General features: G+C 42.7%; 20 protein-coding genes. 15 read left to right on the forward strand and 5 right to left on the reverse strand.

Going from position 1 to position 22,389, the window contains the following annotated elements; translation table 11 throughout:
* Positions 1–53 precede the first annotated feature (53 nt).
* The 5 genes from H5164_RS06415 to H5164_RS06435 all read left to right on the forward strand — a co-directional run bounded on the left by H5164_RS06415 (position 54) and on the right by H5164_RS06435 (position 3,143).
* The gene (locus H5164_RS06415; RefSeq protein ID WP_124018084.1) at positions 54–467 is read left to right on the forward strand and encodes a YjfI family protein; all 414 of its coding nucleotides are present in this window, start codon (positions 54–56) and stop codon (positions 465–467) included.
* Between the two features lie 10 nt (positions 468–477).
* On the forward strand, positions 478–1,167 hold the full coding sequence (locus H5164_RS06420; RefSeq protein ID WP_124018085.1) for a PspA/IM30 family protein: 690 nt from the start codon (positions 478–480) through the stop codon (positions 1,165–1,167).
* A 6-nt stretch (positions 1,168–1,173) separates the two neighbouring features.
* Positions 1,174–1,827: a hypothetical protein gene (locus H5164_RS06425; protein ID WP_182696683.1), complete on the forward strand. Its 654-nt coding sequence runs from the start codon at positions 1,174–1,176 to the stop codon at positions 1,825–1,827.
* Positions 1,828–1,850: 23 nt separating this feature from the next.
* Positions 1,851–2,186: a hypothetical protein gene (locus tag H5164_RS06430; RefSeq protein WP_124018087.1), complete on the forward strand. Its 336-nt coding sequence runs from the start codon at positions 1,851–1,853 to the stop codon at positions 2,184–2,186.
* Between the two features lie 129 nt (positions 2,187–2,315).
* Positions 2,316–3,143, forward strand: a complete 828-nt coding sequence (locus H5164_RS06435) for an ion transporter (protein ID WP_124018088.1) — start codon at positions 2,316–2,318, stop codon at positions 3,141–3,143.
* A 120-nt stretch (positions 3,144–3,263) separates the two neighbouring features.
* Here H5164_RS06435 and mrcB read toward each other — a convergent pair whose 3' ends face one another.
* The 3 genes from mrcB to H5164_RS06450 all read right to left on the reverse strand — a co-directional run bounded on the left by mrcB (position 3,264) and on the right by H5164_RS06450 (position 10,604).
* Positions 3,264–5,564 carry a penicillin-binding protein 1B gene (gene mrcB, locus H5164_RS06440; protein WP_182755318.1) on the reverse strand — a complete coding sequence of 767 codons (2,301 nt, stop codon included), beginning with the start codon at positions 5,562–5,564 and terminating at the stop codon, positions 3,264–3,266.
* 67 nt (positions 5,565–5,631) lie between these two features.
* The gene (gene hrpB, locus H5164_RS06445; protein WP_182755620.1) at positions 5,632–8,175 is read right to left on the reverse strand and encodes an ATP-dependent helicase HrpB; all 2,544 of its coding nucleotides are present in this window, start codon (positions 8,173–8,175) and stop codon (positions 5,632–5,634) included.
* Positions 8,176–8,303: 128 nt separating this feature from the next.
* The gene (locus H5164_RS06450) at positions 8,304–10,604 is read right to left on the reverse strand and encodes a bifunctional diguanylate cyclase/phosphodiesterase (protein ID WP_182755319.1); all 2,301 of its coding nucleotides are present in this window, start codon (positions 10,602–10,604) and stop codon (positions 8,304–8,306) included.
* 186 nt (positions 10,605–10,790) lie between these two features.
* Between H5164_RS06450 and thpR the strand changes: the two genes are divergently transcribed.
* Positions 10,791–11,357 (forward strand): RNA 2',3'-cyclic phosphodiesterase, encoded by a 567-nt coding sequence (gene thpR / locus H5164_RS06455; protein WP_182755320.1) that lies wholly within the window; start codon positions 10,791–10,793, stop codon positions 11,355–11,357.
* A gap of 74 nt (positions 11,358–11,431) precedes the next feature.
* Here the strand turns inward: thpR and pepB are convergent, their stop codons facing one another.
* Positions 11,432–12,706, reverse strand: a complete 1,275-nt coding sequence (gene pepB, locus H5164_RS06460; protein WP_182696902.1) for an aminopeptidase PepB — start codon at positions 12,704–12,706, stop codon at positions 11,432–11,434.
* Positions 12,707–12,850: 144 nt separating this feature from the next.
* Here pepB and sfsA point away from each other — a divergent pair, with 144 nt between their 5' ends.
* From sfsA to H5164_RS06500, 8 genes are all read left to right on the forward strand, one after another.
* Positions 12,851–13,555, forward strand: coding sequence for a DNA/RNA nuclease SfsA (sfsA, locus tag H5164_RS06465; RefSeq protein WP_182755321.1), 705 nt, complete (start codon positions 12,851–12,853; stop codon positions 13,553–13,555).
* Between the two features lie 118 nt (positions 13,556–13,673).
* Complete coding sequence (gene dksA / locus H5164_RS06470) at positions 13,674–14,117, forward strand: RNA polymerase-binding protein DksA (RefSeq protein WP_011638715.1); 444 nt, start codon at positions 13,674–13,676, stop codon at positions 14,115–14,117.
* Positions 14,118–14,248: 131 nt separating this feature from the next.
* Positions 14,249–15,160 carry a tRNA glutamyl-Q(34) synthetase GluQRS gene (gene gluQRS, locus H5164_RS06475; RefSeq protein ID WP_404948419.1) on the forward strand — a complete coding sequence of 304 codons (912 nt, stop codon included), beginning with the start codon at positions 14,249–14,251 and terminating at the stop codon, positions 15,158–15,160.
* Positions 15,161–15,400: 240 nt separating this feature from the next.
* The gene (gene pcnB, locus H5164_RS06480; RefSeq protein ID WP_165870193.1) at positions 15,401–16,702 is read left to right on the forward strand and encodes a polynucleotide adenylyltransferase PcnB; all 1,302 of its coding nucleotides are present in this window, start codon (positions 15,401–15,403) and stop codon (positions 16,700–16,702) included.
* Between the two features lie 5 nt (positions 16,703–16,707).
* Positions 16,708–17,193 carry a 2-amino-4-hydroxy-6-hydroxymethyldihydropteridine diphosphokinase gene (folK, locus tag H5164_RS06485; protein ID WP_182755322.1) on the forward strand — a complete coding sequence of 162 codons (486 nt, stop codon included), beginning with the start codon at positions 16,708–16,710 and terminating at the stop codon, positions 17,191–17,193.
* Between the two features lie 68 nt (positions 17,194–17,261).
* A complete protein-coding gene (panB, locus tag H5164_RS06490) occupies positions 17,262–18,056 on the forward strand; it encodes a 3-methyl-2-oxobutanoate hydroxymethyltransferase (RefSeq protein ID WP_124018343.1) in 795 nt (264 codons plus the stop codon).
* Positions 18,057–18,134: 78 nt separating this feature from the next.
* On the forward strand, positions 18,135–18,989 hold the full coding sequence (panC, locus tag H5164_RS06495; RefSeq protein ID WP_124018342.1) for a pantoate--beta-alanine ligase: 855 nt from the start codon (positions 18,135–18,137) through the stop codon (positions 18,987–18,989).
* Positions 18,990–19,503: 514 nt separating this feature from the next.
* Positions 19,504–20,022, forward strand: coding sequence for a DUF4124 domain-containing protein (locus H5164_RS06500; protein WP_182696691.1), 519 nt, complete (start codon positions 19,504–19,506; stop codon positions 20,020–20,022).
* A 54-nt stretch (positions 20,023–20,076) separates the two neighbouring features.
* Here the strand turns inward: H5164_RS06500 and H5164_RS06505 are convergent, their stop codons facing one another.
* A complete protein-coding gene (locus H5164_RS06505) occupies positions 20,077–20,274 on the reverse strand; it encodes a YheV family putative zinc ribbon protein (protein WP_165870192.1) in 198 nt (65 codons plus the stop codon).
* Positions 20,275–20,449: 175 nt separating this feature from the next.
* Here H5164_RS06505 and H5164_RS06510 point away from each other — a divergent pair, with 175 nt between their 5' ends.
* Complete coding sequence (locus H5164_RS06510; RefSeq protein ID WP_182755323.1) at positions 20,450–22,360, forward strand: ABC transporter ATP-binding protein; 1,911 nt, start codon at positions 20,450–20,452, stop codon at positions 22,358–22,360.
* The last annotated feature ends 29 nt before the right edge of the window (positions 22,361–22,389 follow it).

Genomic DNA, 22,389 nt, shown 5'->3' on the forward strand with positions numbered 1-22,389 from the left:
ATGTCTAGATGCTATCTTTACTCACAGACATAATATGTCAATTAAGGACGAATATGAACATCCATACTATTGCAAGTCATCTAAACGGACTGTGCGATCACAGCAAAACCGGTTTTCAATTTGATTGTTATCCGATTGACGGTGATGTTGAAGTGTTACAAGTCAATATTGTCGGCCGCGAAGAAATTCCGGTGTTTGTATCAGTAACTGATAACCAAATATTGTGCATCAGTTACTTGTGGGGCGAAAACGAAGTAAATCAAGCTCGTCGGTCTGAAATGTTTGAGACCATGTTAGAACTGAACATTCCAATGCCATTATCATCGTTTGCTAAAATTGATGATAAATATGTGGTTTACGGAGCTTTATCTGTGCTTTCAAGCATGGAAGAGATTGAACAAGAATTAGCAGTACTGTCAGACAACTGTCTGGAAGTCATCGACGAACTCGTCGAATTTTTAAACTAAGGAGCCAATTATGGGCATTCTAAACAAGATTCTTACAGCGTTTCGTGGTGGTGCAACAGAAGTTGGCCAAAATATCGTTGACGCAAACTCAACTCGTATTTTTGAACAAGAAATTCGAGATGCAGAAAAACATTTAACTCGCGCTAAACGTGAATTAACCGACGTGATGGCCAAAGAAATGCAAGCTAGCCGCGAAATTGATCGCTTAAAGCGCAGCGTTGCTGAGCACGAAGGTTATGTCACCCAAGCGCTAGAAAAAGGCAATGAAGCATTAGCGATTGAAATTGCAGAAAAGATTGCTCAATTAGACGAAGAGTTAGCCGAGCAACAAACTGCCAATGACAGCTTTAGTTCGCATGCAGTGCGTTTAAAAGACTTAGTTAAAAAGACCGAGCGTCAGTTAAATGATTATCAACGTCAATTAACCATGGTCAAAACAACTGAAAGTGTACAAAAAGCGACTGCGACTATCACTGACTCATTTGCTTCAAGCAACTCAAAACTGCTTAATGCTAAAGATTCACTTGAGCGCATCAAAGCACGTCAGCAGCAGTTTGATGACCGCTTAAAAGCGTCTGAAACCTTAGCTGAAGAAAATAGCGATAAGTCATTACACGCAAAACTAGCAGAAGCGGGTATTGGTGAGCAAAAGTCGAATGCTAATGCAGTGTTAGATCGCATCAAAGCACGTAAAGGCTAAGCGATTATGGGATTTCTTAGCGGCCTATTCGGCAAAAAAGAAGCCCCGAAGCGTCAGCTTGACCACCCTAATAAACTGCTCAAGGGTGATATGATCACCTTTGATGACAGTTTTGCTTTGCCCACGCAATTACGTGGGCAACAGCTTAAGGTTGAGGCTATTCATACTTATGAATACCAGCGCTCGCAGCTTTGTGAATTCTTATTGCGTGGCCATAGCGGCACGGCAATTTACCTATCCTATATTCAAGAAGACGAATCTTACTTAAGTATTTCAATCAAAATAAATCGTGATCTGGTTGAACAATTGTTTGACCTTGATGCATTTGCAGAAATATTTGAAGAACCAGGTAAAGCAACACTCACTCTGCAAACTCTGAATGACGAATTAGCGACCGAGCTAGATAAATGGCTCAGTGATGAATATCATCAAGCCGAATTTGCTAGTTTTGGCTACTTCCATCGTCAAGATTATCGAGATTTAAAGCCGCCTCAAAATGACGATGATGCCCGCGGTGAAGGTTTTGAAGGCTACAGCTTAGTCAACTCTGCTGACTCTCATGCGGTAGATATTGAAGTTTACGAAAGTGGCGACACTGAAGTGATGTTGACATTATATCGACCACTGACAGATATTAGAGAATACTGGCCAGCAAGCTGATACAGGTAGGAGACGATTTTCTAATGAGTTCAGGCAAACCGTTACCAGAGAAATGGCTTAAAAACCAACAAGCGGCGAAAGCGACTCAAGTGGCTTTTGATCTGGATGAGAAGTTTCAATACTCGATCCGCAAAGCGGCCTTAGACAAAGGCGTGAGTCCATCAGACCAAATTAGGACGATACTAGGATTATCGGTATCTAAACGACCTAAACGTCCGCGTTTAACCGTGTCATTAGATGCTGCTGACTATGTTATTTTAGCGCAGAAATACGGTTTAGACAGTGAGTCACAACTGGAAATTAAAAAGCGTGTGTTAGATGACTTAGTCCACTTCGTTGATAATAAATCAGCAAAATAAACACGGTTTTATGCTAATTATGCCAACTAAAAAAACGCACTAGGCCCCTGCCTTGTGCGTTTTTTGTTATGATAAAGCTAATCAATTCACTAGGCCTAACGGCTAACGAATGTAAACGGATTTAACGACATGCTCGAATCTAAAAGTTGGTCAATTAAAAACGTCGATGGTCCGAGTCCATTCGAACTCGCGATGATGGTGTTATCATTAATTTCAGTGGTTATTGTATTGACCATGACGTTCGGCAAGTTAGGCGCTGAAACGAACAAAGTCTTACTCTATATCGACACGACCATATGTGTCATTTTCATGACCAAATTTTTCTATGGTTTAGTCAAAGCACGCAACAAAGCCTTTTACATCCGCCATCATTGGATTGACTTTATTGCCAGTATTCCGGCTATTGAAGCACTGCGTTTTGCACGTATATTCCAAATATTAAGAGTCATTCGGTTAATCCGCATGAGTCGCTCATTACTCATCCCATTATTGCGTCAACGTAAACAAACGACTCTGGCCAGCTTATTGGTCGCTATGGTGTTAATTTTAGCGGCTGCATCAGTACTTATTTTATTAGTAGAAAGCGCTGAGCCTAACGCCAACATCCAAACTGCAGAACAAGCCATTTGGTGGGCTTTAGTGACCATATCAACAGTCGGTTATGGGGATTTTTACCCTGTCACTACAATTGGTCATGTTATTGGTGGGCTAGTGATTATCAGCGGGGTTAGCTTTTTTGGGGTGATATCGGGTTACATGGCTTCTGTTTTCGTCGCTCCTGATGAGCAAGAACGTACCGAGGCACAAGAAGCCCAAACGGCACATAAAGAACACATTAACAATCAGCTAAATATGGCGCTGGAGCAAATGCAGCTAAACCAGCAGAAAATGGAACAAAACCAACAACACATGCTCGATGAAATCAAAAAGTTAAGGCAACAGCTAGATAAACATTAGCCATTATTAAACCAAGGTTGAATCCAATAAAAAGCCCAAGGTTATTTAACCTTGGGCTTTTTATATTCAGATGTCTTGCCCTGAAATAGGCTTATACTTTAAGACGAGTTAGCAGATCAATTATTGCCCCACCAGCTTCTGCCACCACGAGAGTGACTCGCCACAATTAGCCACTGGGTGAAAGCTTGATTCTAAAGCCGGTAAGCCAACAATATTGGCACAATTACCTTGTTTAGCCGCGCCAGTTGTTCGATCAAAATAACCGTTTATTACGCCATTAACAGGCATCATACGCAAACTAAGCGGCGGACGTTCATTTAGAAAAGCTTGATACACAGCCATTGCACCACTACTGCCGTATAAACCAGTTTTACTGTTATCGTCTTGACCAACCCAAATAGCTGCCACGTTACGTTCATCAAAACCTGCAAACCATGAGTCGCGACTGTCGTTACTGGTCCCCGTTTTACCCGCTAGACGTACGCCAGGGAATGCAGCACCTAAGCGCTTAGCGGTACCAGAACGCACCACTTGATTCATTGCATATTGGACTAAATAATCGGTAGCAGGATCAATCGCCATCGACGATGGCACACGGCTAACATCTAATGCTTGGTTTTGACTGTCGAGCACAGCAGTAATCGATGATAACTTACGATAACGTCCTTCATCTGCAAGGGTTTGATAAACTTGAGCCACCATTAATGGTGAACCATTTACAGCACCAAGTAACATGGATGGATAAGGAGAAATATCATCATCCCAACCTGAACTTTTTAACGTAGCAGCAACCTTGTCTACTCCAACAGCCAAACCAACATTTACCGTTGGAACGTTCATTGAATCTTTAAATGCACTTAATAAAGGCACTTGACCGCTGAACTTTTTATCGACATTTTTAGGTGACCAGGTTTTACCTTGCTCATTTTGAAGCGTAATAGGTTTATCTTCAATTGGGGTCGCTAAGGTAAACTTATCCGCTTGGCGTAATGCGCTGGCATACACGAATGGCTTAATTAACGATCCGATTGGACGTCTAATTTCTACCGCACGATTGAAGCCTTCATAACTGGGTTGCTTATCACCCACCATGGCAGCAATACCACCGGTGTATTTATCGGTAACCACCATACCGACTTGAATATTTTTAGCCCGTTTATCCAGTGATGCCATGGTAGATAACACGGCTTTTTCAGCTGCTTCTTGGGCCATAGGATCAAGCGTGGTATAGACTTTAACACCCGATTGCTTGAGTAATGAGTCGCCATAACGGTCGCGCAACTCTTGTTTTACCACGGCAAAAAATGCCGGTAATTTTTGATGTACCGATTTTGTCGCACTGCGAAGACCAATAGGCGACTCTACAGCAGCTTTATATTGAGCAACGGTTAATTTATCGTTTTCCATCAATAAACGTAATACTAGATCACGTCGCTCTTGGGCTCGCTCAGCATAACGCCAAGGATTGTAATAAGAAGGCCCCTTAATAACCGCAACTAAAAAGGCTTGTTGCGACACGGTCAGCTCAGCAATGGGGCGACCAAAGTAAAACTGTGATGCTAGCCCCATACCATGCACACCACGGGCTTTATCTTGGCCCATGTACACTTCATTGAGATAAGCCTCTAAAATTTCATCTTTGCTATATCGAAAATCAATGATCAGCGCCATAAGGGCTTCACGTACTTTACGCACAATTGAACGTTCACTGCTTAAAAAGAAATTTTTGGCTAACTGTTGAGTTAAGGTTGAACCACCTTGAACGGTACGACCCGCGGTGATATTGACAACTGCAGCTCTTGCAATGGCCAATGGGTTTACCCCGAAGTGATCATAAAAGCTGCGGTCTTCAACCAAAATAAGCGCATCGATGATCATCGAAGGCATTTCAGGCGCGCGCACAAATAAGCGATCTTCGCCATCGCCGGCAATAATACGGTCAAGTAAAACTGGTTCTAAATGAAATACGGCTAATTCACGTTTATCAGACATGCGCTTAACCGAGCTCACGCCCTGAGAATCAAAGCTAATCATCACTTTTTGTGCGACTTGATTACCTTCTGGGTGCAAAAACGGCCGACGCCATAATTCAATGCGGGTGCTGGATGCTGAAAACTCGCCAACTTGACGTGGGTTAGCCACTTTACGATAACCCAATAGTTTTAATTCAGCCATTAGCTGAGGATGGCTTATCGCAGCTCCCGGGTATAGCGCCATTGAACGGCTAAAAACTTGCGCAGGTAAATGCCACTTTTGGCCTTCAAATTTTTGCGCAATAATTTGGTCTAAATAAATAGCATAAAAGCTTACAACGGCAATACCAACTATGGATAATTTCCATGTGAGTGACCACAGCTTTCGCCACCAAGAGGGTCCTGTCTTTTTTGTGGTTACCGAAGACTTTTTGGTTTTTTTAGTCATAAATAATGATTTCATTTTCCATATAACGCTGAATAATTACATGTTATTAATAAGCTAGATAACTTATTTACACGCCAGGAGTTTTCTTTTTAGTAAATTTTGTAGCCACAGTATTCACTGGGTCATCAGGCCATAAATGCCTAGGATAACGGCCACGCATTTCTTTTTTCACATCAATATAAGGGCCTTGCCAAAAACTGGCTAAATCAGCCGTTGCGGCTAATGGTCTTTGTGCTGGCGATAACAACTCCATAGTCACGGTCATTTTACCGTGCAATATTGTCGGGCTTTGTGCCATCCCTAATGCTTCTTGTAATCGTACACTGAGCAACGCACGCCCTTGTTGATCATGGTTATGATAAAAATGTCCATCGGCGTCAAGGGGCATCTGGTAACGAATTGGCGCACGAGTACCTGTTGCCATCGGCCAGTGTGTAGGCACCAATTGTTCTAACCTTTGCTGCTGCTGCCAATTGAGTAAGTTTTTCACTAATCCATAAGCGTCAACTTTAGCTAATGCGGCCAATGAACGAATATTGTCTAAATGTGGCCCAAGCCAATCTTCTAATGAAGCCAGCAAGAACTCATCACTTAAGCAAGGCCAATCATGCTCTGGATCAAAGTGTCGTGCTAATTCAACCCGATATTGTAACTGGATTAATAGCTCGTCACGATTAAGGATTGTTAACCCTTTAATGCGGATTTGTGCTAACAACGCGGCGGTAATGTGTGCTCGTTCAGGTGTAATACCGGTGTCGACTTTAATAATAATCTCACCGATTTTAGTGTGCTTCTCTGCAAAGAAACGCCCTTTTGCTTCATCCCAACCAGCGTGTACATGAGTGGTCACTAACGAGGTAAGCTCAGCCGTAAATAAACGCTCATCCAACCTTGTAGCAAGGTAAACCTGACCAGCATTACGACCTTGAGTCTCTTGAAAGTCAGCAACCACTAACCATGGTTCATGTGCCAAACTATCATCGGCACTGATCACTACGCCAGTACCATTACTTAATAAAAATCCTTCATGACCACGGGCTTTGGCAATACGATCAGGGTAAGCAAGTGCTAACAAATAACTAATATCGCGAGTGGATGCATTTCGTATGGCTTCATTGATCTGACCCGATATCGCCAAGGATTGCTGCCATTGCCTTACTTGCTGCTTAATCTGTCCCTGCAAAGCCTCAGTCAAATAATGATGAATATCGGCGCCTTTTTTGGGTAAGCCGCGAGCTTCAATAATGCCCGCTAACACACATGCCAATAAACACAGTTGCGGCTGATTGTCATCCTGGGCAAGTTGCTTAGCTTTAAGCAGCATATGCGCTAAACGCGGATGGCAACCTAATGCATAAGCATCTCGACCTAATGGCGTTAACTTACGTTGTGAGTCAATCAATTCAAGTTGCTGAAGTAATCCCCAAGCAACCTGTTCATGAATGGCCGGTGGCGGCGTAAGCAAAGACAATTCGGCAAATGATTTAGCGCCCCAATTGGCACAATCAAGTGCCATCGAAGTCAGTTCAGCTTGCGTAATTTCAGGTTCGTCGACCTTGCGCATACGTCCTTGTTCTTCTTGACTCCATAAACGTACGCAATAACCCGCAGCTAAGCGCCCTGCACGACCACTTCGCTGAATGGCAGAAGCTTGGCTAATGCGCTTAAGCCCCAAGCGTGTCACGCCGGTTTTAGGGTTAAAACTCGCTTCACGTCGATAACCACTGTCTATCACTAGCGTAATGCCTTCGATAGTTAAACTCGATTCCGCCACATTGGTCGCAAGGACTATCTTACGTTTACCAGGCTCTGCTGCTCGAATAGCTTGATCTTGTTCTGCAGACGATAAATCGCCATACATAGGACAAATTAGCCATGATGCATCCAAACGCTCACGTAACAATCCAGCGAGCTTACGGATTTCACCTTTGCCGGGTAAAAATGCTAGCACACTGCCTTGTTGATAAGCGGCTAATTCAATCGACGTGATGGTGTCGAGAATGACCCGAGACATGTGCGTAAGCCACATTTGCTGACTTGGACAAGGTTGATAAGCAATCTCAACCGCAAAACTGCGGCCATCACTGTGGATCTGAGCTGCATCGGGCATTAAGGTGTCGAGCGGTAAACCAGACAGGGTTGCAGACATGGCAATAATGCGTAAATCGTCACGCAATGATTGCTGCACTTCTAATGCTAAAGCTAAGCCTAAATCGGTAGTGAGGTGACGTTCATGTATTTCATCGAAAATAATCACATCAATACCACTCAGTTCAGGGTCTTGTTGGATCATGCGGGTCAAAATACCTTCAGTCACAATTTCGAGTCGAGTATCAGCACTGACTTTTGATTCGCCGCGTACACGATAACCCACTTGTTGGCCAGCCGCCTGGCCCAATTGTTTAGCGATAAATTGAGCTACATTGCGGGCGGCAACTCGGCGCGGCTCTAACATGAGAATTTTGCCAGTAATTTCAGGCCAGGCTAGCATGGCTAATGGCAAGGCTGTTGATTTACCCGCACCGGTAGGTGCTTCAAGAATAATCTGCGAATGATCGGCAAACTGCACCCGCAACGAGTTAAGTACCGCCTGTATGGGTAATGAAGTGATAATCGATGATTCTGGGCGCGGTAATGCTTGTTTTGAGGTCAACGCTATTAACTTTTACGGCAATTTTATGGGCTCATTTTACCCACAATCATATCAAGGTGTCATTAATTGCAGATGGCATACATCAATTAATCATTTAAGGCCGTAAGATTATCTCCTAACGTAGCGGATGTTAACCAAGGTGTTCGCAAACCGTGTGATAATTCGGCCAAGCGCATGGGTTTATTAATGGCATAACCTTGAGCATAATCAACGCCGATATTTTTCAGATATAAGCCAATCTCAATATTCTCAACGAACTCGGCGATAACCTCAAACCCCATGTCTCTACCCAGCTGACAAATTGCTGTCACAATCGCTTTATCGCTGCGGTTTTCACATAAATTGACCACAAATTGGCCATCAATTTTAACGTAGTCCACATCGAGGCATTTTAAATAAGCAAAACTTGAAAAACCAGAACCAAAATCATCTAAAGCGATTTTACAGCCAAACGGACGTAACAAATCAATTAACCCTGTGGCTTGGTCTAACTGGCTTACGGCTGCGGTTTCGGTGATTTCAAAACATAACTTACTCACCAACTCTGGTTCAACCATTAAGCGCATTTCAAGCCAATTCATGAACTTTTGATCGGCCAGTGACATTGCCGACAAATTAACCGAAACCATAGACAATTGACGCCATATGGTTAAATTATTGCCACCCCATTTCAATAAATTATCGATAACCCATCTATCAACACGAGGCGCTAAGTTATAACGCTCAGCAGCAGGTAAAAACACGCCAGGTGATACATATCGGCCATCGCTTTGTACCATGCGCAGTAATATTTCGATGTGTATCCCAGTTTCGGGTTTATTTAGCGGCTCAATGAGTTGATAAAATAACTCAAACTGATTTAACGCAAGTGCTCCAGTAATATCTACAGATGCAAGCATTTGGTTATACATGAGGTTCATTTGTGGGTCATCTGGATTGTAAAAATGCCAGCGGTTACGGCCTTCCTCTTTGGCTAATCGACAAGCCGCATCCGCTTTACTCATGACACCATAGATATCCGGAGCAACATAATCAACTTTGGCTATGCCAAGACTGGCACTAATATTATGCTTAACCCCCTTCCAAATAAATTCATGCTCAAATAATTGCTGACAAATTCGTTGCGCCACTTGTTGTGCTGATGACACATCGGAATTGTTCATCAATAAGCCAAATTCATCGCCCCCTAGCCGCGCAACAACATCGCCTTTGCGTAATAATTGTTTTAACCGTGTGGCCACTTGCTGCAGTAACAAATCACCCGCTTGATGACCACTTAGATCGTTAACCACCTGAAATTGATCGAGATCGAGAAAGGCAATACAAGCAGGTGTATGATCTTCATCGTCTAATAACTCTTCGAGCATATTTTCAAACTGCAGCCGATTCGGTAAGCCGGTTAATACGTCATGATTGGAGTGAAATGATAATTCATCAGCAAGTCGATAACGCTCGGTGACATCTTCAATCATTAACAATAACTGCTGCTGCTTATTAAGAGCATGGCAAAAGCTAAACTTGTACCAATGAATTTGCCCACCATTTCGCAGCGGTACTTCACACCAGGCTTGACGTAAAATACCTTCGCGGACAATGTGCAACGTATCGAGTAGCAGTGGGTGATCTTCTTCACGCAATAAGTTAAATAAACTTTGGCCTTCACTAATAAGCAGACTGTCTTTACTCGCATCATTTTGCAATACAATATTATTCTGTAAATCAATGAGCGCACAGGCTATGGGCAATAACTGAAACAGCTCTTGATATTGTTTATCTTTACTATCTAGCAAAACGGCTAAACGACGTAACTCAAGTGACGATGCCAATTGATAAGCGGTATCTTCGAGTAGCTTGTGTATAAACGAAATGGGATCTTTATGCTGACTCACAACAGGATTAGCATCTGAAGCACACAGAGTGCCTAACACGACTCTGACATTGCCTACCTGTAAAACGGGGCTGAGTGCAATATGCTGGCAATTAATATTGAGACCGTTAAAAAGGCTAATGAGTGGAGTTAATATTGGATCTTGTTGGTCGGTTAACCCTTGCGTAGCATTATGAGCATAAGTGATAAGCTGATGATTAGATAATAAGGATTCGCAAAGCGACAGATGATCTTTAAACTGTTGATTGAACAGTGCTTCAGAAGCGGGGGAAGTACCAAAATAACTAGCACATTGCTGCTCTGACGTGTCGATAATTTCAACATCGACCGAAAATACTTTATCGTACTGATTTGTCAGTACAAATGCCGCGCTGCATTCTAGTCTTTTACAGACTAACTCTAGTGCTTGATTAAGCAGCGATAACACCGAAGTATTACTACTCTCAATAGGTCCATTTGTAAAAACACTTTTCAATAGTTGCTGGGTGCTATCTGCCATTCATCAACTCAGTCAAGGTTAGCAATTCAATTTGCTTAGGAATAAAAAAACATGCGCTATATTATCGTTAACATTCACCTAAGTGTAGTTTAGTCACTCACAAATAACGATATTTGTTTACATCATTCAATATTAATAATCTATTCGGCTTAGGGTTTCAACTCATTACTCATTAAGGATAAGCGTATGCAAGCCACATCTTCGCGAAGATTGTTTGTCGGCTTTGGCTTAAAAAAGTCAGAAATAGAAAAAATATCTATAATAAAACAGCGTCTTAGCCCATTTGTTAATGATACCGCAAAGGTAGTGGATAATAGTAATTTACACATGACACTCGGTTTTTTAGGCCAGATAGATCAGACCAGTTATGCCAGTGTTGTCGATGCGATCGAGTTGATGCCAAAACCGACTTTTATGCAAGAGTTAGATACACTATCGTTATGGCAATCAGCACGATTAATTTGCCTAAAAGGACACGCTAGCGAACCGCTATTGCTTATGGCTCAATCGCTACTCTTGATTGCGAAAAATCACAAGGTATTGATTAGCGAACACCAATACGTCCCTCACATTAGTTTATTTCGCCAAGTTAACATCACTACTTTACCTACGTTGAGATGCACCACTAGGTTATCGTTGATGCCAACAGAGTTACATCTGTATCAATCTATCAAGAATAAACGCCAAACTGACTACTCTGTTCTTAAAAGTTGGCCGCTAACTGAAGACAACAAAAAAGCCGCTATTATCTAATGTCCAGCTCTTAAACTGAGTTAACATTAAATAACAACGGCTTCAAATCTGCCTTATATTCGCACTTTTATCGGCTAGTCTTTCAATAATTCAGCAATGGTCAATACACCATGAGTTGTCGCACCTGCTGCCCATAGCGCCGACGCTGATGATTCAAATGCTGCAGCTAAATCGACATGTAACCAATTGGCTTGTGGTGATACAAAACGCCATAGAAAACCTGCGGCGTTGGATGCGCCACCTGCGCCGCCACCTTTTACTGGACGACTGTTAGCGGTATCGGCATACGCTGATGGGCACATGTCTTTATGCCATGGTTCTAACGGTAATGGCCATACGTTTTCAGACACAGCGGCAGCACTTTTTTGTGCTAATTGTAATGTCGCGGTTTGTGGTGAGAAAATCGCATTATAATTTGAACCAACCGCCATCACTGCTGCGCCGGTTAAGGTTGCGGCATCGATAATCAAGCCTGCGCCAGTTTCTGATGCGGCTTGTAGACCATCAGCCAATACTAAGCGTCCTTCAGCATCGGTATTGACGACTTCAACCGTAGTACCATTTTTATAGGTTAAAATATCACCTAGTTTAAAAGCACGTCCGCTGACGAGGTTTTCTGCGCAACATAAGAATAACTTAACGCGTTTATTCAAACCGGAGTTAATCGCTAATCCCAAAGCGGCAGTGACAGTCGCAGCGCCACCCATATCACATTTCATTGTCAGCATACCTTCGGTCGACTTTAGGCTGTAACCGCCTGAGTCAAACGTAATGCCTTTACCGACTAAGGCAACAGATACAGGAGCATCAGCGCCTAATGGATTAAAATCAAGCTCTAATAGCGCAGGAGGACGCTCGCTGCCACGACCAACAGCATGAATACCAACCCACTTTTTCTCTAATAATTCTTGGCCTTCAATAATGTTGAAACTAACATGGTCGCCACCAATATTTTTTAACCAAGATGCCGCCTGGTTAGCTAACGCTAATGGCGATAAATCTTCAGGAGTGTCATTAATTAATTTACGGGCAAACTGAGTCGCGACAGCGCGTTGATTCAAGGTCTCTTTATCGGCGTCACTGCCACACCAGTCAACTTGGTAACCAGCTTTCGCTGTCGCAAAACCTTGCGCAAATGCCCACTGAGAATGCAGGTTCCATAAGCCGCCATCTAATTGCACATAATTAATCCCTTGGGTGCGGATTTTGCGTGCCGCCATTTGCACTTGGCGAAGTTCATCGCTACCTGATAAATGAATTGTCGCCAAAGAGCCTTGATAGGTCACATCAGCTTTACCCCAATGAGCGGCTGGGGCTTCTGTGGTCAGAGTAACGGTCATAATATTCATAATAATCCCTTGTTGTAAGCCTAAGAACACCAATACTCGCACGTAATCACGAGCTAATGGCAGTAGTGTAGACAAAACATAATCGATAAACCAAGCTAAAGTTTGTTAGCATTGTTGTAAATCAACTCAACACTTGGGTCATGGATGAAATTTATCCCCGAATTAGAATCTGGCATATTAATTAAACGTTATAAGCGTTTTCTTGCCGACATCATGCTTGCCAATGGCGAACAGATCACCATTCATTGTCCTAATACTGGTTCAATGAAAAATTGCTTATTTCCTGGTGAGACGGTGTGGTTTTCTACCTCAGACAATCCAAAACGTAAATACGCCCACACCTGGGAATTGATGCAAACCGATCAGCAGCACCTTATCGGGATTAACACAGGACGTGCCAATGCTCTTGCCGAAGATGCCATAAAGAGGCAAGTGATTTCGGAACTGTTAGGTTATGAGCATCTAAAACGTGAAGTGAAGTATGGCAGTGAAAATAGCCGAATCGATATATTGCTCACCAGCCCTAATCGAGCAGATTGCTATATCGAAGTGAAGAGTTGCACCCTTTTAGAACAACACATAGGTTATTTTCCTGATGCCGTTACCACTCGGGGGCAAAAGCATCTTAGAGAATTGATGCATATGGTCACTCTAGGTCATCGAGCGGTATTATTATTTGTGGTACAACACAGTGGCATAACCACTGTTCAACCCGCGCGCCATATTGATCCGCAATACGCAGACTTACTTCAACAAGCCATGGAACATGGCGTTGAAGTGCTAGCCTATAAAACAGCACTTTCACCGCAAGCAAGTTCCATCACCGATTCTTGTAATGTGGTCGTATAGATAAAAATATAAAGCTCAAATACATGTAAAAAATTTGCCACGCTATAGAGTTTCTGGTATAGATAGCGGCCATAAATTTAAGACGTCCTTAAACGCAAATGATTACAGGAGATGCGTTATGCCTCAAGGCACGAAAAAACTTGGCGTACTCGCTATCGCTGGAGTAGATCCTTACCAGGAATCGGCTGGTGAAGAGTATATGAATACCAAGCAACGTGGTCACTTTACATTGATCCTCGAAGCATGGCGTAACCAATTGCGTGAAGAAGTCGACCGTACGTTAACTCACATGCAAGATGAAGCTGCAAACTTTCCTGATCCTGTCGACCGTGCAGCACAAGAAGAAGAATTCAGCTTAGAATTACGCGCTCGTGACAGAGAACGTAAATTGATCAAAAAGATTGAAAAGACCTTACAGCTGATCAAAGAAGATGATTTTGGTTTCTGCTTCTCATGTGGTGTAGAAATTGGTATCCGTCGACTTGAAGCCCGTCCAACAGCCGATCAGTGTATCGACTGTAAAACGCTAGCTGAAATAAAAGAAAAACAAATGGCGGGTTAATCCGCTATCGAAGAAGGGCGAGATTATCTCGCCCTTTTGTTTTATTTTATTCATCAATAAAACACGCCACTCATTTAATTGGTTACCCGCGCTAGAGTGTTGTCACTTTGACAGAAGATAATGGCACAGCGATGTTAATTAAGACTACGCTACAAAATAACATGATCACCCCATCGTATATTGGCCGTTTTGCGCCATCCCCGTCAGGCTCACTGCATTTTGGTTCACTCATTGCGGCATTAGGCAGTTATCTGCGTGCGCATAGTCTTAAAGGCCAATGGCTGGTCCGCATAGAAGATATCGATCCTCCTAGAGAAGTACCCGGTGCCAGCGACAATATCCTCCGCACACTTGATGCCTATGGCTTACATTGGCATGGTAGCGTGCTATATCAGCATCAACGACATCAAGTATATCAAGATCAGATTGATGCGCTTATCGAAAGTGATGCGGGTTATTATTGCCAATGCACACGTAAAATTATTCAAACCAGTGGCGGAGTGTACGATGGCCGATGTGGGCGATTGACACCACGGCTGACCCAGGGTGCAATTCGGATTCGTAACCAAGTTAAAATGGACCACTTTGTTGATCAACTGCAAGGTCATGTGATGGTTGATAAAGCCTTCGCTGATGAAGACTTTATCATTAAACGTAGCGATGGTTTGTTCGCATACCAGCTCGCCGTGGTGCTTGATGATGCTTATCAAGGTATTACTGAAGTGGTTAGGGGCTGTGATTTACTTGAAGCAAGTTGCCGCCAAATAAGCTTGTTTGCTCAATTGAATTTTCCGTCACCTGATTGGTTACATTTACCTTTAGTCTGCACACAAAAAGGCTTTAAATTATCAAAGCAGAATCATGCCTCTGCCATCGATATCGTCCACCCTCAAGCCAGTATCAACGCAGCGCTGACATTTTTAGGTCAACAAACAGTGGATATTGATGCAGTTGATGTGATGCTTAAGCAGGCAGTAGCACAATTTGATCTCAGCGCGATTCCTGCACAAAAAGAAATTATCATATCGACTAGAAACGACTAGGTATCATCATTACCATGACGAGTTATTGCATTAAGCCCTTTTTAGCGCCACTGTACGTATACTCATTCAGTCACATTTAATGTATTATACCCGCCAGATTTTTAATCAAATTATTCTAGCATCCCGAGGTGTATTATTTTTCGCCGTATTAGCCAATTCTGTAAACAGCTATTTGAAAACAACAAAGTAGCTCCAGTCCTTGAAGAGCCAATTCAAGAAGATGGCTTACGTCTGGATATTATCTCCAGAGATGGTCACTCAATTTCACGTCGCCAAATTAGTGAAAATGCACTTAAAGTACTTTATCGTCTGAATAAATCGGGCTACAAAGCCTATTTAGTCGGCGGTGGTGTTCGCGATATTCTGCTTGGCATAGAACCAAAAGACTTTGATGTAGCGACGAATGCTACCCCAGATGATATTAAAAAGTTATTTCGCAACTGTCGTTTAGTTGGCCGTCGCTTTAGACTGGCACATATCGTTTTTGGTCGTGATGTTATTGAGGTTGCCACGTTCCGCGGTCACCACAGTGAAAGCAATGACAAAGTATCGAAATCAAACGCTGAAGGTCGTTTATTACGTGATAACGTTTATGGTGAGATAGATGAAGATGCTGAACGTCGTGACTTCACTATCAATGCACTCTACTACGACATTAGTGACTACTCTATTCGCAGTTATGGCGGTGGAATAAACGATCTTAATGCACGCAAGATAAAACTTATCGGCGATCCAGATACCCGTTATCGTGAAGATCCGGTGCGCATGCTTCGAGCCGTTCGTTTTGCGACTAAACTTGATATGCAAATCGACGCCGTTACCGCCGATCCTATCAAAGCACTCGCACCACTATTAGGTGATATTCCCGCGGCGCGCATGTATGAAGAAGTATTGAAATTATTCTTTGCCGGTAAAGCCGAAGCAAATTACCACATGATGCAAGATTTTGGTTTATTTGCTCCGCTGTTCCCACAAGTGAGTGCCCTGATTGAAGAGTCGCCTAAAGGTCATACAGCTAAAATGCTGCAAACCGTTATGCGTAATACTGACCTACGAGTCAGTGAAGATAAAACCGTTACGCCAGCATTTTTCTTTGCCGCAATATTATGGTACCCAGTTAAACAACGCGCAGATGATATCGCGATTGAAAGTGGCCTAACGCATTACGATGCCTATGTTGCAGCTATGGGTGATGTGCTTGAGAAACAGTGTTTAACCATTAGCTTACCACGTCGTTTTAGTACTCCAGCACGTGACATTTGGCAATTACAACTGCGCTTAGAACGTGGTCAAGGCACCCGCGCCTTTAAACTGCTAGAGCACCCGAAATTTAGAGCAGCTTATGATTTGCTGCTACTGCGCGGTGAAGTTGAAGCGGGTAATACCGCCAAGATAGCGGATTGGTGGCAAGCGTTTGTTGAAGCCGATGAAACTGACCGCAGTGATATCGCCAAAAGCATCAAAGGCAGTAATACTCGCAATCGAAATGCACCACAGCGCAAGCGTCGTCGAAAACCCGCTGCCAAGCCTACAGAAGAGTAACCACCATGGCGGTGCAAGTGTATGTCGCCTTGGGCGCAAATTTAGCAGAGCCGGTACAACAACTCGATGTTGCTGTAACGGCGCTCAACACATTAGCACTTAATAACACCTTATCGGTGTCAGCTTATTACCGCTCTAAACCTATGGGCGATGTGATACAACCCGATTATGTCAATGCTGTAGCAGGGTTTCAAACCGAGCTATTGCCGATTGAATTGCTCGATGCTTTACAAGATATCGAGCAACAACAAGGACGTTTGCGTCTCGAACGCTGGGGACCTCGTACCTTAGATTTAGATTTGTTATTGTATGGTACACAACACATAAACCAACCTCGTCTTTGCGTGCCTCACTACGGCATGAAACAACGTAGTTTTGTGTTAGTACCATTAGCAGACATTGCACCAACTTTGACACTGCCTTGTAACACAAGCCTTGAAAGTCTTATTAGTGTGACAATGCGTGATGAATTGCAAAAGCTTATCGATTAAAGTTGATATTAATGCACAGCACATTAAGCTCAGCTTTTAGTATTTCAATATTGTTTTAAGAGTCTACTATGTCAAAAGTCACCAGCTCTACCCTGATCAAGTTCAAACAAGAAGGTAAAAAGTTCACCGCATTAACAGCCTATGACGCTAGTTTTGCCAGCGCATTTGACAGCGAAGGTGTGGATGTACTTTTAGTGGGCGACTCACTCGGTATGGTACTTCAAGGCCATGACGACACCTTGCCCGTTACAACTGCCGATATTGCTTATCATACAGCTTGTGTTAAACGAGGGGTTTCGCGCGCATTACTGATCGCAGATATGCCATTTATGAGTTACGCCACCCCAGAACAAACCATGACTAACGCGGCAATTCTTATGCAAGCTGGTGCCAGCATGGTTAAATTAGAAGGCGGTCATTGGTTACTTGAAAGCGTAAAAATGTTAACAGAGCGTGGTATTCCAGTCTGTGCCCACTTAGGATTAACCCCACAATCGGTCAACGTATTTGGCGGCTTTAAAGTGCAAGGTCGTGATGCTGATAATGCCCAGCGTATTTTAGATGAAGCCAAAGCAATACAAGCAGCTGGTGCGCAATTATTAGTGGTTGAATGTATTCCGGCATCGCTTGCTAAAGCCATTACTGAAGCACTGACCATTCCGGTTATTGGGATTGGTGCTGGAGCAGACACTGACGGCCAAATCTTGGTAATGCATGATGTATTAGGCATTTCCAGTGGTTATATCCCACGTTTTTCTAAAAACTACCTCAAACAGACTGGCGAGATCCGCTCAGCAATCAAAGCTTATATTGATGAAGTCGCTAACGGTAGCTTCCCTGCCGAAGAGCATACATTTAACTAATGATTTAGTTGCTCCTTTAACGAGCCATTGAATGTACATCAATTAACGACATTGTTTTTATTAAGGTTTCAACAGAAAATGATTACCACTGCTGCTATTTCAACTATTCGCGAACATGTAAATGCTTGGCGTCGTAAAGGCGAAACCGTTGCCTTCGTGCCAACAATGGGTAACTTACACCAAGGCCACATCACCTTAGTGAACGAAGCTAAAAAGCGTGCAGATCATGTGGTGGTATCTATTTTTGTTAATCCAATGCAGTTTAGCGCTAACGAAGACTTGGACGGGTACCCACGTACATTAGAACAAGACAGCGATAAGCTGATGGCTGCCGGAACAGAAATATTATTTACCCCAACGCCCGAGATAATCTATCCCAATGGTTTAGCACAACAAACATTTGTTGAAGTACCCGACATTGGCGATCAACTGTGTGGCGCAAGCCGTCCTGGACATTTTCGTGGCGTGGCAACCATAGTGACCAAATTGTTTAATATTGTCCAACCAGATATCGCCTTATTCGGTCGTAAAGATTTTCAACAATTGATGATTATTAAAACCATGGTGAGTGACTTATCCATGCCGATTGAAGTGATTGGTGTTGACACTATTCGTGAAGCATCAGGACTGGCAATGAGTTCTCGAAACGGCTATTTAACCGCAGAAGAAAAACACTCAGCTGCAGCGTTAAAACAAGCATTAGATACTATTGTTGAAGCCATTAAACACGGAGAATCAACAGAAGTAGCGATTGTAACAGCCAAAAAGCAGCTAACTAATGCCGGCTTTACCCCAGATTACCTCGAAGTGAGAAATGCCAAGACGTTACGTCAAGCAACAGCAACAGACACTGACTTAGTGGTTATTGCAGCCGCTTATTTAGGTAAAGCTCGCTTAATTGATAACGTGTCATTCTCACGTAACTTAAGCTAACTAAACAGCTAATCATCACCAAAGAAAACATTCCGTTTTCGGTTTAAATACATCAAATAACAGTAAAGATGGTTTTTTATTCAAATTTCGATTGTCAAAAAACTGGTTTTATCGATAAACTTGGGCCATATTTAACCGATAACATGATGTTATCGGTATGAATGTGGCTATATTATCCGCCAGCATAACAACTATGTATGAAATTTCTGCTGCTTATTGTGGTTTATTTGTTACTAATTTTGCGTGTAGCTTAATCTAAAAATATGCTAATATTCTTAACGTTATAGATAAATAACACAAATAAAACCAACACGAGGGTAACAAAAGCAAGTGGCTTGGTAACAGGCAAAAATACAATGACACTGGTAGTACATTTACAATAAATGCCACTACCATTGGCAGCTAGACAAGGTAGTCGGTTGTTAAATTGAATTAATGTCGAAAACTCTCGCATAGAAAATGTAACCAACTGATATCAAGTCATAATTGTGATGACAAAAGGATGTGTGGCCGCATGGCAAAAAGACTGCTATTTATCATACTCGCCATGAGCGCATTTACCGCTCAATCCAATACTATTTACAAATGTATGATGGATGACAAAGTCGTTTTCAGCCAAACCGTCTGCCCACAAGAGTATCGTCAGCACAAAATTGAATACCAATTAGGTATTACCACCGAAGTTGACTCCGACAAGCACGAACTTAAAGAAGACCCATTAAAAGCCCTGCTGAATAAACAAACTATTTCTAAAGAGAAGTTACTGCAACTGCTTGATGGTGAAATGTATCGTCTAAAGCAAGAAAACAGCTACTTTGAAATATTACGTGCTAGCGAAATACAAAAACTTGATCGCAAACGCTTTTGGCAAACTAAGCCTAAAGACGATCCAAGTTATGGCTTAGAATTACAAGAGATTAACGATCGCTTTGATGATCTTACTCAGAATAACGTCGATGTGATTAAGGTACTAAATCAGCATAAAATGAAGATAACCGCTGAAACACAACCAGATGAATACATGAGTAATTAACCTCAACGGCTGAAAAGTATTGAGGTTTGTTGTGAGTAAAATGTTTAGTCAGGCTTAATCTGGTTTAAATACCCCTATCATGCTGCCATTCGTTTTTTGCGGCACTTTAATGTCCGTTTGCTGCTCACGATAATCACATTCAGTACATTCAACCGTTTCAATCCCATTTTCTTTAAACAATAAAATACTGTCTTTGGCACTGCATTTAGGACATTTAGCGCCTGCAACAAAACGTTTCTTAATTTTGGTCATGATTTACTCGACTTAGTGTTTATACAATGAGCTGTTGACTCAATACGGCATTTATCAATTTATACGCCTATTTTGCCATGATTAGCCCACATGAGTCCCGTGATTGTGGGAAATAAATCGGATATGCGATATTATCTGCACCATTATTCTATTCTTAAGTATCAAGTTGTAATTAATGATCAACATAAGCCAAGCTCAGTTAATTCGCGGCAGTAAAACCTTACTCGATGAAACCTCACTGACAATTTATCCCGGACACAAGGTAGGCCTTGTCGGCGCCAATGGTACAGGTAAATCATCATTGCTTGCCTTAATTCTGGGTCATTTACATCTTGATAAAGGTGAATTTAGTTTCCCATCAGGTTGGCAAGTCGCCTCTGTTGCACAGGAAACACCAGCATTAGATGTGTCGGCATTAGAATACGTGCTTGATGGCGACACTGAATACCGTGATTTAGAGGCCCAACTAGAGAAAGCTCAAGCAGACAATAACGGCAACGCCATTGCGCTTATCCACGGCAAAATTGATGCTATTGGCGGCTATGCCATTAAAGCTCGAGCAGGGTCGTTATTAGCCGGCCTAGGCTTCAAAGATGCAGACCAAAGTAATCCGGTTAAAAGCTTCTCTGGTGGTTGGCGTATGCGTCTTAACCTAGCCCAAGCACTACTATGCCGCTCAGACTTATTGTTACTCGATGAGCCAACCAACCACTTAGACTTAGATACCATGTATTGGTTAGAAGGTTGGATTAAATCCTATCAGGGAACACTGATTTTGATCAGTCACGATCGAGACTTTATCGATGGGATTGTCGGTGAAATTGTTCATGTCGAGAATCACAAATTAAATTACTACAAGGGTAACTACTCTTCTTTTGAACGCGTACGCGCCGAACGTATGGCCCAGCAGCAAGTTGCCTTTGAACGTCAACAAAAAGAACGCTCGCATATCCAGTCGTTTGTTGACCGTTTCCGCTATAAAGCCAGTAAAGCTAAACAAGCACAAAGCCGCTTAAAGGCGCTAGAACGGATGGCGGAGTTATTACCATCGCAAGTAGATAATCCATTTCAAATGGCCTTTAGAGAGCCCGAAGCGCTGCCTAACCCATTAGTAGTGATGGAAAATGTCTCTATTGGTTATGAAGATAATACGATTCTTAAACAGGTTGAGTTAAACCTTGTTCCTGGCGCGCGTATTGGTCTATTGGGGAGAAATGGTGCTGGTAAATCGACACTGATCAAACTGTTGTCTGGGCAGTTACAAGCTAAAACGGGCAAGTACCAACCTAACCCAGGATTGAATATTGGTTATTTTGCTCAGCATCAAGTTGAGTTTTTAACCCTTGATGATTCGCCAATGCAACACTTGATCAGACTGGCGCCAGCAGGCGCGCGCGAACAAGAATTACGTAACTTCTTAGGTGGATTTGGCTTTAATGGTGATATGGCCTTATCGCCAGTGCGACCATTTTCGGGCGGCGAAAAAGCGCGTCTGGTTTTAGCATTAGTTGTTTGGCAACGTCCAAACCTATTATTACTCGATGAGCCCACCAACCATTTAGATTTAGAGATGCGCCACGCGCTCACCATGGCATTGCAATCATTTGAAGGCGCCATGGTAATTGTGTCACATGACCGTCACCTATTACGATTGAGTTGTAGTGACTATTATCTAGTTGATCAAGGTGTAGTAACACCTTTTGATGGCGACTTAGATGATTATCATCAATGGTTACTTGATGCCGCTAAATTAGCCCAAGCCAACAACAAATCAGAAACGCCCACCAGCGGCGATGCGGTTGATAAAAAGCAGCAAAAGAGAATGGAAGCTGAGCTGCGCCAAAAAGTATCACCACTGAAAAAACAACAAGTAAAGTTAGAAACCCAGCAACAGAAAATGAGTACCAGATTAGCTGAATTAGAAATTGAATTAGCCGATGGCAGCTTATACGAAGCCGAGAACAAAGCTAAAATGACTAACGTTCTCAACGAGCGAACCACACTGACTCAAGCCATGGATGAAAGTGAAATGCATTGGTTAGATATTCAAGAACAAATTGAGCTTATCGAGCAAGACTTCCAATAAGCGGTTAGTCTTGATTATTTTATTGGCAT

Origin of the sequence: Shewanella sp. SG41-3 (assembly GCF_014164545.1) — a bacterium.
Taxonomy (GTDB): domain Bacteria; phylum Pseudomonadota; class Gammaproteobacteria; order Enterobacterales; family Shewanellaceae; genus Shewanella; species Shewanella vesiculosa.

Excerpts from the sequence above, each read along its gene's own strand:
- H5164_RS06425 (WP_182696683.1), top strand. The coding sequence starts at position 1,174 with ATGGGATTTCTTAGCGGCCTATTCGGCAAAAAAGAAGCCCCGAAGCGT.
- dksA (WP_011638715.1), top strand. The coding sequence starts at position 13,674 with ATGCCTCAAGGCACGAAAAAACTTGGCGTACTCGCTATCGCTGGAGTA.
- panB (WP_124018343.1), top strand. The coding sequence starts at position 17,262 with ATGTCAAAAGTCACCAGCTCTACCCTGATCAAGTTCAAACAAGAAGGT.
- gluQRS (WP_404948419.1), top strand. The coding sequence starts at position 14,249 with ATGTTAATTAAGACTACGCTACAAAATAACATGATCACCCCATCGTAT.
- H5164_RS06420 (WP_124018085.1), top strand. The coding sequence starts at position 478 with ATGGGCATTCTAAACAAGATTCTTACAGCGTTTCGTGGTGGTGCAACA.
- thpR (WP_182755320.1), top strand. The coding sequence starts at position 10,791 with ATGCAAGCCACATCTTCGCGAAGATTGTTTGTCGGCTTTGGCTTAAAA.
- pepB (WP_182696902.1), bottom strand. The coding sequence starts at position 12,706 with ATGAATATTATGACCGTTACTCTGACCACAGAAGCCCCAGCCGCTCAT.
- H5164_RS06430 (WP_124018087.1), top strand. The coding sequence starts at position 1,851 with ATGAGTTCAGGCAAACCGTTACCAGAGAAATGGCTTAAAAACCAACAA.
- sfsA (WP_182755321.1), top strand. The coding sequence starts at position 12,851 with ATGAAATTTATCCCCGAATTAGAATCTGGCATATTAATTAAACGTTAT.
- folK (WP_182755322.1), top strand. The coding sequence starts at position 16,708 with ATGGCGGTGCAAGTGTATGTCGCCTTGGGCGCAAATTTAGCAGAGCCG.
- H5164_RS06450 (WP_182755319.1), bottom strand. The coding sequence starts at position 10,604 with ATGGCAGATAGCACCCAGCAACTATTGAAAAGTGTTTTTACAAATGGA.
- H5164_RS06435 (WP_124018088.1), top strand. The coding sequence starts at position 2,316 with ATGCTCGAATCTAAAAGTTGGTCAATTAAAAACGTCGATGGTCCGAGT.
- panC (WP_124018342.1), top strand. The coding sequence starts at position 18,135 with ATGATTACCACTGCTGCTATTTCAACTATTCGCGAACATGTAAATGCT.
- H5164_RS06500 (WP_182696691.1), top strand. The coding sequence starts at position 19,504 with ATGGCAAAAAGACTGCTATTTATCATACTCGCCATGAGCGCATTTACC.
- H5164_RS06415 (WP_124018084.1), top strand. The coding sequence starts at position 54 with ATGAACATCCATACTATTGCAAGTCATCTAAACGGACTGTGCGATCAC.
- H5164_RS06510 (WP_182755323.1), top strand. The coding sequence starts at position 20,450 with ATGATCAACATAAGCCAAGCTCAGTTAATTCGCGGCAGTAAAACCTTA.
- H5164_RS06505 (WP_165870192.1), bottom strand. The coding sequence starts at position 20,274 with ATGACCAAAATTAAGAAACGTTTTGTTGCAGGCGCTAAATGTCCTAAA.
- mrcB (WP_182755318.1), bottom strand. The coding sequence starts at position 5,564 with ATGACTAAAAAAACCAAAAAGTCTTCGGTAACCACAAAAAAGACAGGA.